At 71.4% G+C, this 14,985-nt stretch carries 14 protein-coding genes; 1 reads left to right on the forward strand and 13 read right to left on the reverse strand.

All coding sequences use genetic code 11. The features are described from left to right. Positions 1-356: 356 nt before the first annotated feature. From K4L06_RS06315 to K4L06_RS22720, 3 genes are all read right to left on the reverse strand, one after another. Positions 357-551, reverse strand: coding sequence for a hypothetical protein (locus K4L06_RS06315; RefSeq protein WP_221670594.1), 195 nt, complete (start codon positions 549-551; stop codon positions 357-359). Between the two features lie 236 nt (positions 552-787). Next, the gene (locus K4L06_RS06320) at positions 788-1,984 is read right to left on the reverse strand and encodes a hypothetical protein (RefSeq protein ID WP_221670595.1); all 1,197 of its coding nucleotides are present in this window, start codon (positions 1,982-1,984) and stop codon (positions 788-790) included. 259 nt (positions 1,985-2,243) lie between these two features. Beyond that, positions 2,244-2,855, reverse strand: coding sequence for a response regulator transcription factor (locus K4L06_RS22720; RefSeq protein WP_305068576.1), 612 nt, complete (start codon positions 2,853-2,855; stop codon positions 2,244-2,246). A 335-nt stretch (positions 2,856-3,190) separates the two neighbouring features. On the opposite strand from K4L06_RS22720, the gene K4L06_RS06330 reads away from it, so the two are divergent. Beyond that, positions 3,191-3,949 carry a hypothetical protein gene (locus K4L06_RS06330; RefSeq protein ID WP_221670596.1) on the forward strand — a complete coding sequence of 253 codons (759 nt, stop codon included), beginning with the start codon at positions 3,191-3,193 and terminating at the stop codon, positions 3,947-3,949. Here K4L06_RS06330 and pabB read toward each other — a convergent pair. The 10 genes from pabB to K4L06_RS06380 form a co-directional block, all read right to left on the reverse strand. Next, positions 3,927-6,116: an aminodeoxychorismate synthase component I gene (gene pabB, locus K4L06_RS06335; protein ID WP_221670597.1), complete on the reverse strand. Its 2,190-nt coding sequence runs from the start codon at positions 6,114-6,116 to the stop codon at positions 3,927-3,929. The two genes, K4L06_RS06330 and pabB, sit on opposite strands and share 23 nt — an antisense overlap. Positions 6,117-6,166: 50 nt before the next feature. Beyond that, on the reverse strand, positions 6,167-6,931 hold the full coding sequence (locus K4L06_RS06340) for a 4'-phosphopantetheinyl transferase superfamily protein (protein WP_221670598.1): 765 nt from the start codon (positions 6,929-6,931) through the stop codon (positions 6,167-6,169). Positions 6,932-7,211: 280 nt separating this feature from the next. Beyond that, on the reverse strand, positions 7,212-8,855 hold the full coding sequence (locus K4L06_RS06345) for a M4 family metallopeptidase (RefSeq protein WP_221670599.1): 1,644 nt from the start codon (positions 8,853-8,855) through the stop codon (positions 7,212-7,214). 249 nt (positions 8,856-9,104) lie between these two features. Then, the gene (locus K4L06_RS06350; protein WP_221670600.1) at positions 9,105-10,292 is read right to left on the reverse strand and encodes a glutathionylspermidine synthase family protein; all 1,188 of its coding nucleotides are present in this window, start codon (positions 10,290-10,292) and stop codon (positions 9,105-9,107) included. Between the two features lie 50 nt (positions 10,293-10,342). Then, complete coding sequence (locus tag K4L06_RS06355; RefSeq protein ID WP_221673538.1) at positions 10,343-10,954, reverse strand: DUF1190 domain-containing protein; 612 nt, start codon at positions 10,952-10,954, stop codon at positions 10,343-10,345. Between the two features lie 8 nt (positions 10,955-10,962). Beyond that, positions 10,963-11,370 carry a DUF350 domain-containing protein gene (locus tag K4L06_RS06360; protein ID WP_221670601.1) on the reverse strand — a complete coding sequence of 136 codons (408 nt, stop codon included), beginning with the start codon at positions 11,368-11,370 and terminating at the stop codon, positions 10,963-10,965. 37 nt (positions 11,371-11,407) lie between these two features. Next, positions 11,408-12,073, reverse strand: coding sequence for a DUF2491 family protein (locus K4L06_RS06365; protein ID WP_221670602.1), 666 nt, complete (start codon positions 12,071-12,073; stop codon positions 11,408-11,410). 45 nt (positions 12,074-12,118) lie between these two features. Next, positions 12,119-13,168: a potassium channel family protein gene (locus tag K4L06_RS06370; protein WP_221670603.1), complete on the reverse strand. Its 1,050-nt coding sequence runs from the start codon at positions 13,166-13,168 to the stop codon at positions 12,119-12,121. A 378-nt stretch (positions 13,169-13,546) separates the two neighbouring features. Next, complete coding sequence (locus tag K4L06_RS06375; protein ID WP_221670604.1) at positions 13,547-14,311, reverse strand: PspA/IM30 family protein; 765 nt, start codon at positions 14,309-14,311, stop codon at positions 13,547-13,549. After that, on the reverse strand, positions 14,308-14,724 hold the full coding sequence (locus tag K4L06_RS06380; protein ID WP_221670605.1) for a DUF2170 family protein: 417 nt from the start codon (positions 14,722-14,724) through the stop codon (positions 14,308-14,310). Before K4L06_RS06380 ends, K4L06_RS06375 begins: the two co-directional genes overlap by 4 nt. Positions 14,725-14,985: the final 261 nt, after the last annotated feature.

Genomic DNA, 14,985 nt, shown 5'->3' on the forward strand with positions numbered 1-14,985 from the left:
GTTCGCGGGGATGACGGTAGGTGGGGTTCGCGGGGACGACGGCAGGCGGGCTTGATCGCGAACGGGCAGTGGGTCATGCCTGCGCAGGCGGTCGTGCACGGACTACGCGGGGGTGTCGCGGTGTAGCCCTGGATCCCCGCTTTCGCGGGGATGACGGTAGGTGGGTTCGTGGGGACGACGGCAGGCGAGCTTCGCTGAACGACAGCAGGTGGGATTCGCTGGACGACAGCAGCTGGGGTTCGGCGTGCGCTCTCAAGCCGTCATGCCCGCGCAGGCGGGCATCCAGAGGCTTCAGCGTTCGGCTTCGGCCGGCGACGGGCTATCGGCACGGGACAGGCGCAGGATCGGCGAGCCGCTCAGTGCGCTGCGGCCGCTGCGGCCTGGGCCGCCGGAGCCTGCACGGCCGGCACCGTCCCCTCGGCCTGACTGCGGCTGGCCAGCAGCGCGGCGACCACCGCCAGGGCGGTAGCGCAGGCCAACGCGATCACCGAGGCGCGCGAGGGCTTGCGCCCGCCTTCGTCGTCGTCCGGTTTTTTGGTCCATCGGCCCACGGGGGGCCTCGCTGGCAGCATCATTCAGTGATATTGATCACAAAAACCATGCCATCGGCGAAAGCCTTGCGTACCAGGGCCTGCCGGCTGCGCAGGCAAAGAACACACTGACGCGCAGCGGACAGGGGCACGCCTGTGCGTCACATCCTGTCGTGTGCCGACAGGCACATGCTCGTCTGTTCAGTCCGTTCAACCTCTCCGCCGGCGGCGACCGCACCCGGCGAAGCGCCGCCCGTTCAACCGCGCCGCGGCGAACGCCGGCGAGCCGACGCCGGCAGGCGCAGGTCGGCGACCTTGCGCTCGCGCCGCCAGGCCTGCAGCCCCGGCTGGCGCAGCAGGCCCTTGCTGTTCGGACCATGGCTGCGCACCTCGACCACCAGGCGCGGGTTGCACCACACCGCGTCCTCGATCGGATCGACATCGGGGCCGAAGGTCACCCGCCGCCGCGCCGCCGCGGTCAGCCGCGGCAGCAACGCGCGCTCGAACTCGCTGCCGGCCTCGACCGCGACCCGGCCGACATAGCGCCAGCCGGTCTGGCCCTTGGGGCGGCCCAGCAGCAGGGTCGCCGGCCGGCGCCGCTCCGGCTCGGCCGGGGTGTAGCCGACCACCGCGAACTGGCCGAACTGGAGCAGACCGATCCGCCGCCAGTCCGGGCTCGGCCCTTGCACGTGGCGGCCGAAGGCGCGCTTGCTGATCACCCCTTCCAGGTGCTGGCTCAGCGCCAACGCCAACGCGTCCTTGCCGCTGCCGAGGATGTGGGTGCCGTATTCCAGCCCGCGCGGGGCCTGGCGCAGCATCAGCTCGAGCACGGTCTTGCGGTCGACCAGGGGCGACTGCTCGATATCGACCCCGTCGACATGCAACAGGTCGAACAGGATCAGGGTCGAGGCCGGGCGCCGCTCCAGGCTGGCGCCGGGGGCGGCGGTGCGAAAGCGCTCGCGCAAGCCGGGATCGGCGATCAGCACCCCGTCCAGGTGCGCCTGCTGCAGTCCCAGTTGCTGCAGGGCCAGGACGATGCCGGGATAGTCCTCGCTGCGCTCCTCGCCGTCGGGCGTCCACAGCCGGGCCTGGCCGTCGACCACCACCGCGCTCAGGCGCAGCCCTTTCCACAGGATTTCGTGCAGCCAGCGCGGGCCGGTCGGCATCGCCCGGCCGAGCACCGCCTGCTGCGGCGGCGCCGGCGGCCAGTTCAGTCCGGCGCGACGGGCGCCGAGCAGGGTCGCGGCGATCTCGCTCCAGTCGACCTCGCCGCGCGAGCGCGCCAACGGCGCCGGCCGCGCGCCGGCCGCGCGGCGCGTCGCGGCCTGGCTGCGCAGGCGGGACTGCGCGATGCCGCGCTCGTGCAGATGCGCGGGCCGGGGCTCGAAATCGGCAAGCCGGCCGCCGCCGTCGCCATCGTTCTGGCGCGGCTCGTCCGGTCCCAGTCGGTCCAATGCTCTACGCAAGCAGTGCCCCCCGGATGCTTGTTCTCGCCGACCGCAGCCGCAGCGACCACGGTCTATCGGGCACACAATGCAGCGCCGCAGCGCCCGCGTTCGTGACGGCAATCGCAAGGCGACGCAGCCGTGCGCGAGTCCGCCGCACCTACCGTCCGCCTGAATCGTTCATATCGATCCGCAGATCGCCGCCGCGTGAAGACCGCGTGCGCGAAGGCCGGTTTCGCGCCGTGGCGGCGAGGCCAGGCGCCGGCGTTCATTGGGCGAAACCGTGCTTGGCCGCCAGCCGGCTCAAGCCGACCGCGCCGCGCAGGCCGAGCTTGCGGTAGGCGCGCGAGCGTACCGTGCGCACCGTGCTCTGGTCGATGCCGAGCAACTCGGCGATGGCGCGGGTGCTGTGATCCTGCACGGTCAGCATCGCCACCTCGCGTTCGCGCGCGCTCAGGCGCCGGAACGGCGACAGCCCGAGCAGCACGCTGCGCGGCATCGACGCGTCGACGTAGTCGTGGCCGCCGGCGACGCGGCGCAGGGCGTAAACCAGAGTGCGCGCATTGCTGCCGCGGGCGAGGTAGCCGTGCACGCCGGCATCGAGCAGCGCCGCAGGCACGGCGACCTCGCCGGTGGCGAAGTAGACCAGACGCAGGCTCGCGCGCAGCCGCATCAGATCGCGCACCACCCGAACGCCATCGCTGTCGCCATGCTCCAGCGCGCACAGCGCCAGTTCGGCGTCGATCTGCGCGGCGCCGAGCGTGCGCAATGCCGCCGGCGCGATTTCGCCGGTCACGGTCAGGTCGGGCTCGCGTTCGAGAATCGAACGCAGGCCGCTGCCGAGCACGGGCAGGTCGACGACGATGAGGACTCGGATCATGACTGCTTCGCTGCGCGATGCCCGAACCCGGCGAGGCGGTCGCGTTGCCGTTTTCGCCGCGGCGGATGCCGCGTCCGTGTCGCGTCCTGGGGCGCGGATTGTCGTCCGCCGGCGCGCAAGAATCAAAATGGTTATTGCCACACATTCGACGAATGTGCGCAGCATGTACGCCGCATGCCGCGCGTGCGAAACCCGAGGTAGCGCTATCGGCGCGAACGTCCACGCGCGTGGCCGGACGCGCGAAATCGCTGCGGTTTCGCCCGATTTCCTCGATCCGGCGGCATGCGATAGTCGATCGCACCGCCGCCGCGCGCCTCGCATCGAAAGGATTCGCCATGCTCACGCCCGTCCGATTCGCGCACCGACGCTTCGTCGCTGCGTCGCTGGCGGTGTTCGCCGCCGCCTGCGTTCCGACCGCCGCGGCGCAGGTCCTGGTCAGCGACCCGGGCAACTACAACGCGCAGGTCCAGCACATCGGCAAGGACGCGGTCGAGTTCGGCAAGCAGGCGCAACGCTGGCGCGAAACCGTCGCCCACTTCCGCCAGCAGCTGGTCGGCCTGCGCCGGCTCAACTTCGCCCCGGCGCAGTTGCGCGACGAGTTCGCCGCGCGCCCGGACGACTACGGCATGGACGATCTGTGCCCGAACCGCAGCGGCGAGGTGCGCGAGCGCCTGCCCGGCGTGTTGCGCCAGGCCGCGCCCGACTTGAACGCGCCGATCGCGCGCCAGCAACAGGCGATCTGCCAGCGCCTGGTGCTGGCCGAGAACGCGCGCTACAACGAGTCGGTGCGGATGCTGAAGACGCTGGTCGAACGCGGCCGGCAGTTCCTGGACATCGAGCGACAGCGCGCCGGCGTGCGCGACAGCCCGGGCGACCTGGCCGCCAACGACAACGAAGTGCAGCGCTTCCTGGCCCGCAGCGCGATGGAGCTGGACTACTGGCAGGCGCGGATGAGGGCCTACCAGGATTACATCGCCGCGCTGCAGTGGGACCAGGCGCGATTGGCGCGGCGGGCGATGCGCGGCCCGCCGCCCGCCGGCCTGGGCGGCCGCGCGGCACAGGCCGCCGCGCTCAGTCTGGCGCTGCGTCGCTGACCGCGGCCGCGCTCAGGCGCAGGCGGTCGCCGCTCAGGCGCGCGTCGTAGACGGCGCCGCCGGCGAGGAAGTCCCAGACCGGACGCAGCACCGCCTCGGCCTTGAGCAGCACCTCGTCGAACTCGGCCTGGGCATCGGACAGGTAGGTGATCGCGCCGCCGGCGCCGAACGCGGCCTCGCGGCCGTCGTAGGACAGGGTGCGGATGCCGATGTTGAGATCGGCGACGCGGTGGTAGCCCAGGTAGCCGATCGAACCGCAGTACACGCCGCGCGGGCTGCGCTCGAGCCGGTCGATGATCTGCAGGGTGCGCAGCTTGGGCGCGCCGCTGATCGAGCCGCCGGGGAAGGTCGCGCGCACCAGGTCGATCAGGCTGCGGTCCGGGCGCAGGCTCGCTTCGACCGTGCTGACCAGCTGGTGCACGGTGCGATAGCTCTCGACCACGCGCAGCTTCGGCACTTCGACCGAGCCGGGCAGCGCGACCCGGTTGAGGTCGTTGCGCATCAGGTCGACGATCATCAGGTTCTCGGCCCGGTCCTTGGGCGAGTCGGCCAGTGTCCGCGCGTATTCGGCGTCGCTGCGCGGGTCGGCGGCGCGGCGGATCGTGCCCTTGATCGGCTTGGTCTGGATCCGGCCCGCACGGTCCACCCGCAGGAAGCGTTCCGGCGAGGTGCTGAGCACGCTGTGCGCGCCGCTGCGCAGGAAGGCGCCAAACGGCGCCGCGTTGCCGCGGCGCATGCGCCGGTACAGGGCGTAGGGATCGAACCCGGCGCAGAAGCGGAAGTGATTGGTCAGGCAGACCTGGTAGGACTCGCCGTCGACGATGGCCTGGCGGCATTCGCCGATCGCGGCCAGGTAGTCGTCGCGGCCGAGGTCCATCGCGACGTCCAACTCGGCGACCGCGGCTTCGGCGACGTTCGCTTCGGCGAGCTCCGGCTTTGCGGCCTCCGGTGCGGCGACCGGCGCCGCCCCGACCGCGCCGCGGGTGGCTTCCGCCGCCAGCGCGGTCGCTTCCAGCCAGGCCTCGGCCGCGGCCGGACCCTCGTCCGCGTCGGCGATCGCGACCGCCCAGGCCGCGCCGCGGGCGTGGTCGAAGGCGACGAAACGCCGCACCCGCATCCACAAGGCATCGGGCGCCTCGGTGCCGGGCCGGCGCTCGCCGCCGAACAAGGCCTGCATCTCGTAGCCGAAATAGCCGACGTAGCCGCCGCAGAACGCGAACGGCAAGGCCTCGGCGCCGGCGACGCGGGTGCCTTCGAGTTCCCGGTCGAGCCGCGCCAACCAGGCCTGGCCGGCGCTGCCGGCCGCATCGTCCTCGGCCAGGCGGTAGGCGTGCACCTCGCCGGCCTCGGCCGCGCCCATGAAGGAATGCTCGGCGGCCTGGTCGGCGCTCTGGCTGTCGAGCCAGAACGCATGCGCCTGCGGCGCGTACAGCGCGCCGAACACCACCTCCGGGTCCAGCCCCGGCGCCAGCGCGCGCCAGTGCAGTCGCGCCTGTGCCGCGCGCGCAGGAGCGGGCGCAGGCAGCGCGGACGACGCCGGCACCGCGCGCGCGGCCGGCGACGCGGGCGCGCTCCAGGCCCGTCCGCGCGCGCGCGCGGCCAGGTCGCGGAAGTTGCCGATCATCGCCAGGCCGTGCTCGGTCAGGATCGACTCGGGGTGGAACTGCACGCCCCATTGCGGCCGCTGGCGATGGCGCAAGGCCATGATCAGGCCGTCGTCGGTGCGGGCGGTGGCGACCAGCGCCGGCGGCAAGGGCGCGGCGGCGATCAGCGAGTGGTAGCGGATCGCCTGGAACGGCGACGGCAGGCCGGCGAACAATCCGTCGCCGTCGTGGTGCACCGCGCTGGCGCGGCCGTGGAAAGGCTCGGGCGCATGCACGATGCGGCCGCCGGCGGCATGGGCGATGCCCTGGAAACCGAGGCAGACGCCGAGCAGGGGCAACCCGGTTTCGGCGATGGCCTGGGCCGACACGTGGAAATCGGCCTCCTGGCTGGGGCGGCCCGGGCCGGGCGAGATCACTACGCAGTCGAAGCCGCGCGCGCGCAGCTCGGGCCAGGCGTATTCGTCGTTGCGCACCACGACCGGGGCTTCGCCGAACGCCGTCCCGATCAGGTCGGCGAGATTCCAGGTGAAAGAATCGTAGTTGTCGATCAACAGGCAACGCATCCGCCCATTGTCGTACAGATCGGCGCCGGCCAGGCCGTGCGGCCGACGGATCAGTCGCGGCGCAGCACGCAGGCCACGGTGCGCACGTCCTCGCCGTCGAGCAGGTAGTCGACCGCGTACCGGTCGCCCTGGCGCACCGTCGCCGCCAGGGTCTGGGTCGCGGCGAACTCGATCCGCCCCGGCGCCAGCCCGGCGATGCGCATGGCCTCGAAGCCGAAGAACTCGCCGACCTGCGGGAACAAGGCCTTGAACAGGCTTTCCTTGGCCGAGAACACCGTCGCCAGGCCCTGCACCGGGTCGGCGAAATGGGCTTCGATCGCCGCCGACTCGGCCGCGTCGACCACCTCGTTGCGGATGTCGGCGGCCATGCCCGGCGGCAGCCGGCCTTCGATGTCGATGCCCAGGCCGACGATCTGCGGGTCGGCGCTGGCCAGGCACACGGCGCGGTCGCCGGCGTGCGAGATCGAGGCGATCACCCCGGCCGGCCAGACCGGTTCGCGATCCGGCCCGATCGGTACGTCGACCGCAGCCAGGCCAAGCGCGGTCAGCGCGCGCCGCGCGCAGATCCGGCCGGCGAGGTAGTCGCTGCGCCGCTTGACCACGGCGCGGTCGAGCTGCGCCGGCCAGGCGATCGCGTAAGCGGCGAACAGATCGTCGCGGTAGCCGTCGCTGCGGAAGCGGCAGGCATAGCCGGTGAGGTCGCGGCCGGCGGCGACGCAGGCGAAGGCGCCGGCATCGAACACGAAGCCGTCGTCGCCGGATTGCGGATCGGCCGCGTCCACGGCGGGCTCCAGCGCGGCGGCATCGGCGCTCATCGCCGCCCTCCCATCGCGCGACGGCGCTCGGCGGGCGGACAGGGCGAACGGAAAGCGGGCGGACAGGGCTGGCTCATGCGGGGTCGGTTCGTTCGCGCCGGGGGTCGCGTCGGATCGGCCCGGCAGGATCGCATAGCGCAACACCGGCTGCAGCGTCTGCGCCGGGTTTCGCGCTTGCGGACCGCGACCGTGCGCACGCTTGCGACCGCGCGCGAGGTTTCCGTCGCCGCACGGCGGCCCGCCGCAGCGGGCCGCCGCATCCTCGACGGGCGCCCGCGCCTCAGTTCACCGCGGCCGCGCTCCAGGCCCGCGCCACCGCGGTCTGTTCGGCCGAACCGGCGCCGTACAGCTCGGCCGCCGCAGCCAGGGTCGCGGCCCGCGCCTGCGGGTAGCTGGTGCTGGAGGTGAATTTGGTGGTCAGCGCGCGATACCAGATCTTGCCCGCCTTATCGCGGCCGATGCCGGCGATGGACGTGTCGCCGTTGCACACCAGCTGGGCCGGGGTCAGGCCGGAACCGGCCGGCACCACCGCGCCTTCGGCGAGCAGGTAGAAGAAACGGTTGCCGACCCCGGAGGTGTAGTGCGGATCGTGCGCGCCGCCGGCGCCCTGGGCGGGATCGAAACCGCCGGGGATGTAGCAGTTGAACGACTTGCCGTCCACGCCCTGGTTGTACATGTCGCGGAAGGCCAGGCCGCCGCTGCGCATGATTTCGCCGATCCGGTAGTCGCCCGGGTCGTTGGGATGGTTGGCGTAGAACTCGACCAGGGTGCCGAAGATGTCGGAATTGGCCTCGTTGAGGCCGCCGGCGTCGCCGGAATAGGCCAGGTTGGCGGTCGCGGCGTTGACCCCGTGCGACATCTCGTGGCCGGCGACGTCGATGCCGACGATCGGACCGAAGCCGCGCGCGGCGTCGCCGTCGCCGTAGAACATCACCTTGGTCAGGGCGAAATAGGCCGCGTTGACGCCGGTGGTGCTGCCGTCGGCGCGCTTGAAGTTGGTGTGGGCGTAGCTCTTGATGCCGACGCCGTCGTTGTACAGGCCGTTGCGGCCGTGCACGTTCTTGAAGTAGTCCCAGGTCGCGCCGACCCCGTAGTGGATGTCGGTGGCGACCGTGGCGCGGTCGCTGAGCGCGTTGTTGCCCCAGGTGTTGTCGGTGTCGGTGAACAGGGTCGCGCCCCAGGTGGCGAACAGGATGTCGAACAGGTTCGAGATCGCCGCGCCCTTGGCGTCGTAGACCGCGCCGTTGCCGCGGGTGGTGTCGATCAGGTCGAACTTGGTCGCGCTCTTCTGATCGGTGGCGATGCTGAGGTTGCCGTAGTAGAAGGTCTTGCCGGTGCCGACCGCGGCCGCGGTCTGCAGTTGGTCCTGCGCATCGAGCACCTTGCCGCTCATCGCGTCGACGTAATAGGCGACGAAGCCGGAGTGCTTGCGGGTGTCCTCGCCCTGCAGGACGACTTCGTACGCCAGCACCGGCTGGGCGCCGCGGGCGTAGATCACCAGTTCGTTGCGGTGGACCTGGGCGAGCTTGCCGTCGAAGCGCGCGCCGGCCTCGATCGCGGCGGCGTCGCGGCCGATCCGCGCCGTCAGCGAGGGCCGCTGCGCGCTGCGCAGGGTCAGCTGGGCCGAGCGCAGTTGGCCGCGCTGGGTCTTGGCGACCAGGTCGCCGCCGATCACCCGCAGGCCGCGGTAGCTGCGCTCGAAGCGCACGTGTCCGGTGCCGTCGCGGTCGATCAGGGTGTCGCGCACCTGGAAGGCGTCGTCGGCGGCGGCCTGGACCGTGGCCAGGTGCTGGCCGATCAGGCCGCGCGCCTGCGCCGCGGTGGCGGACTTGAGGTCGGCGGCGTGGGCGCTGCCGGCGACCAGCAACGCGGCGGCGATCGCCAGGGGGGTCAGCGGGGACTTGCGCTTGGATTCGAGTCGCATAGCTTCCTTACTCCCGAGAATGGATCGAGGCGCCGGTCCGCGATGCGGACGCGGGCGGGCCGCCCGGCCCGCCCTCGGATCATCGATACATCCAGGGATCGCGGCCCGGGCTTTCACGGGCGCAATCACGGCCGAACTGGGCCGCAGTGCGGAATTCGCTCAATCCACGCGCCGGCGTATGGCGCCATCGCGGCCCGTCGCGGCGCCGCGCCCGGGCGACGGCGCCGGGCGACGGCGTCGAACCCGGGATCAGTCTTCGACGATCGCGTGCGGCAGGAAGCGCGAGCTGTCCTGGGTGATCGGGCCGGCGTCCTCGCGCAGGCCCATGCCGGCGGCGACGTCGGCCACCACCCAGCTGCCGATCAACGGGTAGTTCGGCGCGCCGTCGGCGCCGTCGAAACGCGGCAGGGCGTGGTGCGCTTGGCGGATGGTCGGGCCGTCCCGGTAGGGTCCGTCGCTGCTCAGGCGCTGGCCGTCGGCGGTGACCAGCTCGATGTTGGCGCCTTCGCGCGAGAACAGCGGCTTGCGCACCCAGCCGGCCGGCAGGGTCGCGGCCGGATCGTCCTCGAAATGCGCCTCGAGCAGGTTCGGGTGGCCGCGATGGCGCTGCCACAACAGCGGCAGCACGCCCTTGTTGCTGAGGATCGATTTCCAGGCCGGCTCGATCAACTGCACCTGCGAGCCGGCGAGCTTGGCGCCGTACTCCTCGACGAACATCCACTCCAGCGGGTACAGCTTGAACAAGGTGCGGATGACCCGGTCGTCGGCATCGGTGAACCAGCCCTCGGCGCTCAGGCCGATGGCTTCGATGCTCAGCTCCAGGGTGTCGACGCCGGCCTGCTCGGCGCAGTCGCGCAGATAGCGCACCGTGCCCTGGTCCTCGGCCGAACCTTCCACCGCGGCGAAATGCACCGGGGTCAGGATGCGCTGGTCGCGGGCCAGGCTGCCGAAGGTTTCGATCAGCAGTTCCTGGATCCGGTTGTACTGGTCGCTGCCGGCGCGCAGGGTGCCGGCGGCGATGGCCTGTTCCAGCCACAGCCACTGGAAGTACGCCGCCTCGTACAGCGAGGTCGGCGTGTCGTAGTTGAGTTCGTACAGCTTGGCCGGGCCGCGGCCGTCGTAGGCCAGGTCCATGCGCCCGTACAGGTGCGGCTCGCGGCGCCGCCAGGAGTCCGCGATCCAGTCCCAGTACTGCGGCGGGATCGCCAGCTTCTGCAGCAGCTCTTCCGAGCCGACCACCTCGTCGACCAGGCCCATCGCCAGATCGTGCAGGTCCTGGGTCGGCTGCTCGATGTCGTCTTCGATCTGGCGCAGGCTGAAGGCGTAGTACGCCGACTCGTCCCAGTACGGCGCGCCGTCGATGGTGTGGAAATGGAAGCCCAGCGACTGGGCCTGCTCGCGCCAGTCCGGGCGCGGGGTCGTGGCGATGCGCTTCATTCGGTGCGGTCGTCGCTGCTCGATCGGATGCGTTGAAGTGGGGGCGGCGCTCAGCCGCCCCAACCGCGCGAGCTGCCGCTGCTGCGGCTGCCGCCGAAGCCGCCGCGCGCCGCGGCGCTGGAACCGAAGCCGGCGCGCGACACGGTCATCGCGCGGGTCGGCAGGGCGGTGTCGCCGTACTTGCCGCGGACCATGCCGCTGCTCTTGCCGACGTACTCGCCGCCCGGGCGCAGGTAGCCGCCGCCGCGGTAGTCGCGGTACAGCGGCGAGACGCCGCGCACGCCGTAGTAATAGCCGCCCCCGCCGCTGTTCATCGCCTGCGAGACGGCGTAGCCGATCAGGAAACCGGCCATCGGCGGCATGAAGCTGTTCTGGTTGCCGTTGGCGTACTGCTGCGGCACCGGCTGGCAGGCGCCGAACTGGTCGTTGCACTCGCGCTCGCTTTCGAAGCGCGGCGCCAGCTTGGCGTGGTCGGCCAGGGCCTTCTCGTACGCGGCCTGGCATTCGGCGACCGAGATTTCGGTCTGCACCGCGCACTCTTCGCGCGCGGTCAGGATCTTGCCGCTGGGTTCGTCCTCGCAGCCGGTCAGCGCGGCCGGCACGGCCGCCGCCATCAGCACCAGCCGCAGCTGGCGCGAACGCTTGCTCTGGGTCGGGTTCATGGCATCGCTCACGGGGTCATCGCGGCGGCGTTGATCAGGCCGACGCTGATCGACACGCCGGCGGAAAAGATGCCGGCGGCGGCCTGGTTCAGGCTGATCTGCTGCGACAGCTTGGGCAGCACCACCCGCGCCAGCAGGAAGGCCAGCAGCTGCACCACCACCGACACCGCACCCCAGATCGCCGCGTCGATCAGGCTGACCGAGTTGGAGATCGCCGAGTGCAACGGCAGGGCCAGGCCGATCAGGGTGCCGGAGAACGCGGTCGCGGCGGCGACGTTGCCTTCGCGGATCAGGCTCAGCTCGCGGTGCGGGGTGATCAGCAGCACGGCCACCGCGGCGGCGATCAGCACGCCGATGCCGGTGCCGGCGTAGGCGAGGAAGTTGAGGAAGCTGTGGGCGGTGATCGGAGCGTCCATGAGGGTCCCTTGAGGCGAAAGTGCGAGCGGCGGGCGCTCAGGTTATGTCGAGGTCGGCGGTGGTCAGGTCCAGGCCGATCGCGTAGGTGACGACGAATTCGCTGGGGCCGTAGTCCTCGGCGGTGACCAGCAGGAATTCCTCGCGCTCCAGCTCGGCCACCTCGCGGCGGTAGAGCATGGCGTAATGGGTCAGGTCGTCGTCGCGGCGCGGCGGGTCGTGGCGGTACAGGACCTCGTCGTAGACCACCGCCGGCACCTTGGCCGCGGCCCCGTCGTCGCCGAATTCGCGGTACCAGTTGCGGCCGGCGTACTCGATCCGGTCCGCGCCCAGGTGCGGGTGCTCGTGGATGAAGCGCTGGAACGCGGCCTGGTTGGGCGGGTTCACCGTTTCCTGGAACATGAAGGCCTTGATGCCCTCGACCTGGCCGCTGGCGGTGCTGACCTGCAGGTAGGCGTCGTCGTCCAGGTAGAAGCGGTGCAGGGCGTGGCCGCCGCCCAGGTCGATGTGGCCGTAGCAGGGAATGCCCTGGTGGCCTTCGGGCAGCTGTGCGGTCCAGGCCTGCGGATGGGCGCGGTACATCAGGGTGTCGAACGCGACCCGGCCGTTGATCCGCAGCCCCAGCGGCAGCGGATGCGCGAACGGCAGCGCCGGCTTCGCGGACGCCTTGTCGTTGCCGCCGAACAATCCCTTCAACCAGCTCATGACCTCAACCTCGCAGTGCCCGTATCGATGCGCATCGGCGGCGGCTCAGCCCGCGGCCAGCGCGGACCAGGGCACGCGGCGGCCGTCGATGCGCGCGTCGGCAAGGTAATACAACAAGGTGCCCGGCGCGATCTCGACATGATCGGGCGGATTGAGTATCGGCGAGGCGCTGCGGCCGTCGCGGTAGCCGACCCACAGCGCCGACTGGGCGCGGAACGCGCCGGCCAGCTTGCCGGCCTGGACCGGCGCGGCATCGGCCGGCACCTGCAGGCTGAACTGGGTCGGGCCGCCGGCGCCGAGCCATTCGCCGGCGACCAGCGAGCTGCCGGCGTCCTGCGCCGCGCGCGCGATCACGTCGACGTGCAGCGGGCGCGTGCACTCGATGTGCGGGTAATGGCTGCGCACCAGTTCGGCCGCGGCGGCGGCGTCGAAGTGCGCGACCACGTGCGCGGCCGGGCGGTGCGACATGACCGCGAACACCGCCGCCAGCGAGCGGTCGTCGTCGGCGGCGTGGACGATCACCCGCGCCGCGCCGGCCAGCGCGGCGCGCGGGTACTCGCCGCAGTCGGCGTAGGAGTCGACCGCGACGAAGCGGATTTGCTCCGGCATCGGGTTCTCGGTCAGGCCCTCGGCGAGCAGGACGATGCCTTCGTCGTCGGTATGGGTATCGGCCAGCAGCAGCCGCACCAGGCGCTCGGATTCGCGTCCGTGCCAGCCGATCAGCACGGTATGGCCTTGCAGGTCGTCGTAACTCATCTTGCCCATCTGATGGCGCTTCCAGAAATGCAGCAGGCTGGCGCTGGTCTTGGCCAGCACCGAGGCGAACAGGGCGATTCCGCCCGGCATCACGAACAGGGCCACGACCAAGCGCCCGGCCGGCGAACCCGGCGACAGGTCGCCGTAGCCGACCGTGCTGGCGGTGGTCATGTAGTAGTAGACGAAGGCGTCGGCGGCGACCAGCTTGGCCTCGCCGGCCCAGCTCAGCAGCAGCCAGGTCAGGCCCATGTGCAGGGCCAGCGCGGTCGCGACCACGCCCCAGCTGATCCGTCGCAGGTGGCCGCGGACGAGGCGGTAAAGCTTGCCGATGACGATCATTCTGCGCGGGTGCCTGGTGACGTCCGTGTGGGGCGGTGCGGGTGGCGCGTGGTGCGGGAAGCGGTTCGCTGCGGTCCGGGGTACGGATCCGGTCGCGGCGGCAGCGAAGACTACAACTATCGCGGCGACCGGCGCGAATGCCCGGCTGCGCCGTCCTCCTTCAGTCCGTCATCCCCGCGCAGGCGGGGATCCGGAGACTTCGGAGTCATGCCGCGATGAAACCCTGGATTCCCGTTTGCGCGGGAATGACGGGCAAGAGCTGCGGATCCGGGGACTTCGGAGTCGTGCCGCGATGAGGCTCGGATCCCCGCTCTCGCGGGGATGAGGGGCAGGCGCGGAGAGGTCGAGCCAGGCGGCATCCGGCCGCCGGCTACGAACTCAGTTCTTGCGCTCGACGTGCTCGGCGTCCTTGATCTCCACCGCCGGCAGCGACAGCGGCTCGTGGGTCAGCTGCTGCACCGGCTTCTCGCGGAAACGTTCGAGGATGTTGTCGACGCTGGTCGATTCCGGCAGCAGGCCGGCGTTGGCCAGCTTGGCGTTGAGGTCGCCGTCGCCGCTCTCCGACTCCAGCTGCGCCGCCGCCTGCAGGCGCGCGCCGCGCTCGGCCTGGCGCTGCTGGATGCGCTCCAGCGAATCCAGCGCGGTGGTGACCTTGCCGGTGGCGCCGGAATGGCGCGCGGCGACCGCGGTCTGGGCGCGCTGCACCGCCTCGGTGGCCTTGACCGTGTCGACCTGCTGCTTGACCCGGGCCAGCTTGCGCTCGGTCGCGGTGATCGCGGTCTTGAGCTGGCTGATGCTGGCGTCGTAGTTGGCGATGGTCTGCTCGTCGTTCTTCAGGTCGGTCTCGACCGTCGCCAGGCGCTCGGCGACTTCGCGCGCCAGCTGCTCGTTGCCCTGGCGCAGGGCGCCGGCGATGTAGGTCTCGTACTCGGCCTTCTTGGCGAAGCGGTCCTTGCTGCGGTTGGCCTGCAGCTGGCGCTGGGCCATGACCTTGGTCAGCTCTTCCTTGGAGCGGATCAGCTCGTTGCCGGCGTCGCGGATTTCCTGGTCGAGGATCTTCAGCGCGTTGGCGTCGACCACGGCCTGGCCGGCCTCGTGGGCGGTGCCGCGGAACAGGGTCAGGATTTTCTGCAGCAGGCTCATGCGCTCACCAGATAGGACTTGAGGGCCTCGACCGCGTCGATCGCGTTGTCGGCCAGGGTGCGGATTTCCAGCTCGACCTGCTCGGCGGTCGAGTCCGGCGCCATTTCGCCGAACACGATATAGACGTCGCGGTCGTTGATCGTGGTCAGGCCGAGATTGGACAGCGGGTTGATCGGGTTCAGGCGCAGGCAGGCTTCGTTGAAGCCGGCCGCGTCGCGGACCTGGGCGGCCTCGACCAGCGGGGTGGAGACGAAGATCTCGCGGTCGGTCAGGGCGATGGTGACGCCGAGGTCGCCGGCTTCCGGCAGGGTGATCTGGATCGCCGCATCGGCGGTCGGCACTTCCTCGACGTTTTCGGCACCGAACGAGGCGGCCAATCGGGTCAACAGTTCTTGCGTGGTCCAGCGGGACATAGGGCGGTCCTTGTGGGGGTGGCGTACGGGCGCGGCGCGCGTCCGGGTCGCGGGCGGCGCGGGCGCCGGCGGCGGCCCGACCCTGGCCCTGCGATCATCGTCCGTGACCGTGCTCGTGGATCGGAAACGGTTATAGGGGCGGGCGATGACCGACGCAAGGCGCACAAGTCCCGCGCGTCGGCCGCATCGGCGAGTGGGATGGGCGTCGCGACGGGGCGCGGCGGCCCCTGCGGCGCCCGGTCGCAGGCCGCCGCGATTGGG

Origin of the sequence: Lysobacter sp. BMK333-48F3, from assembly GCF_019733395.1 — a bacterium.
GTDB lineage: Bacteria > Pseudomonadota > Gammaproteobacteria > Xanthomonadales > Xanthomonadaceae > Lysobacter.

Bases quoted from the DNA above. Each gene is read 5' to 3' on its own strand.
- K4L06_RS06340 (WP_221670598.1), bottom strand. From the start codon at position 6,931: ATGAGCGCCGATGCCGCCGCGCTGGAGCCCGCCGTGGACGCGGCCGAT.
- K4L06_RS06370 (WP_221670603.1), bottom strand. From the start codon at position 13,168: ATGATCGTCATCGGCAAGCTTTACCGCCTCGTCCGCGGCCACCTGCGA.
- K4L06_RS06380 (WP_221670605.1), bottom strand. From the start codon at position 14,724: ATGTCCCGCTGGACCACGCAAGAACTGTTGACCCGATTGGCCGCCTCG.
- K4L06_RS06330 (WP_221670596.1), top strand. From the start codon at position 3,191: ATGCTCACGCCCGTCCGATTCGCGCACCGACGCTTCGTCGCTGCGTCG.
- K4L06_RS06365 (WP_221670602.1), bottom strand. From the start codon at position 12,073: ATGAGCTGGTTGAAGGGATTGTTCGGCGGCAACGACAAGGCGTCCGCG.
- pabB (WP_221670597.1), bottom strand. From the start codon at position 6,116: ATGCGTTGCCTGTTGATCGACAACTACGATTCTTTCACCTGGAATCTC.
- K4L06_RS06375 (WP_221670604.1), bottom strand. From the start codon at position 14,311: ATGAGCCTGCTGCAGAAAATCCTGACCCTGTTCCGCGGCACCGCCCAC.
- K4L06_RS06360 (WP_221670601.1), bottom strand. From the start codon at position 11,370: ATGGACGCTCCGATCACCGCCCACAGCTTCCTCAACTTCCTCGCCTAC.
- K4L06_RS06350 (WP_221670600.1), bottom strand. From the start codon at position 10,292: ATGAAGCGCATCGCCACGACCCCGCGCCCGGACTGGCGCGAGCAGGCC.
- K4L06_RS06355 (WP_221673538.1), bottom strand. From the start codon at position 10,954: ATGAACCCGACCCAGAGCAAGCGTTCGCGCCAGCTGCGGCTGGTGCTG.
- K4L06_RS06345 (WP_221670599.1), bottom strand. From the start codon at position 8,855: ATGCGACTCGAATCCAAGCGCAAGTCCCCGCTGACCCCCCTGGCGATC.
- K4L06_RS22720 (WP_305068576.1), bottom strand. From the start codon at position 2,855: ATGATCCGAGTCCTCATCGTCGTCGACCTGCCCGTGCTCGGCAGCGGC.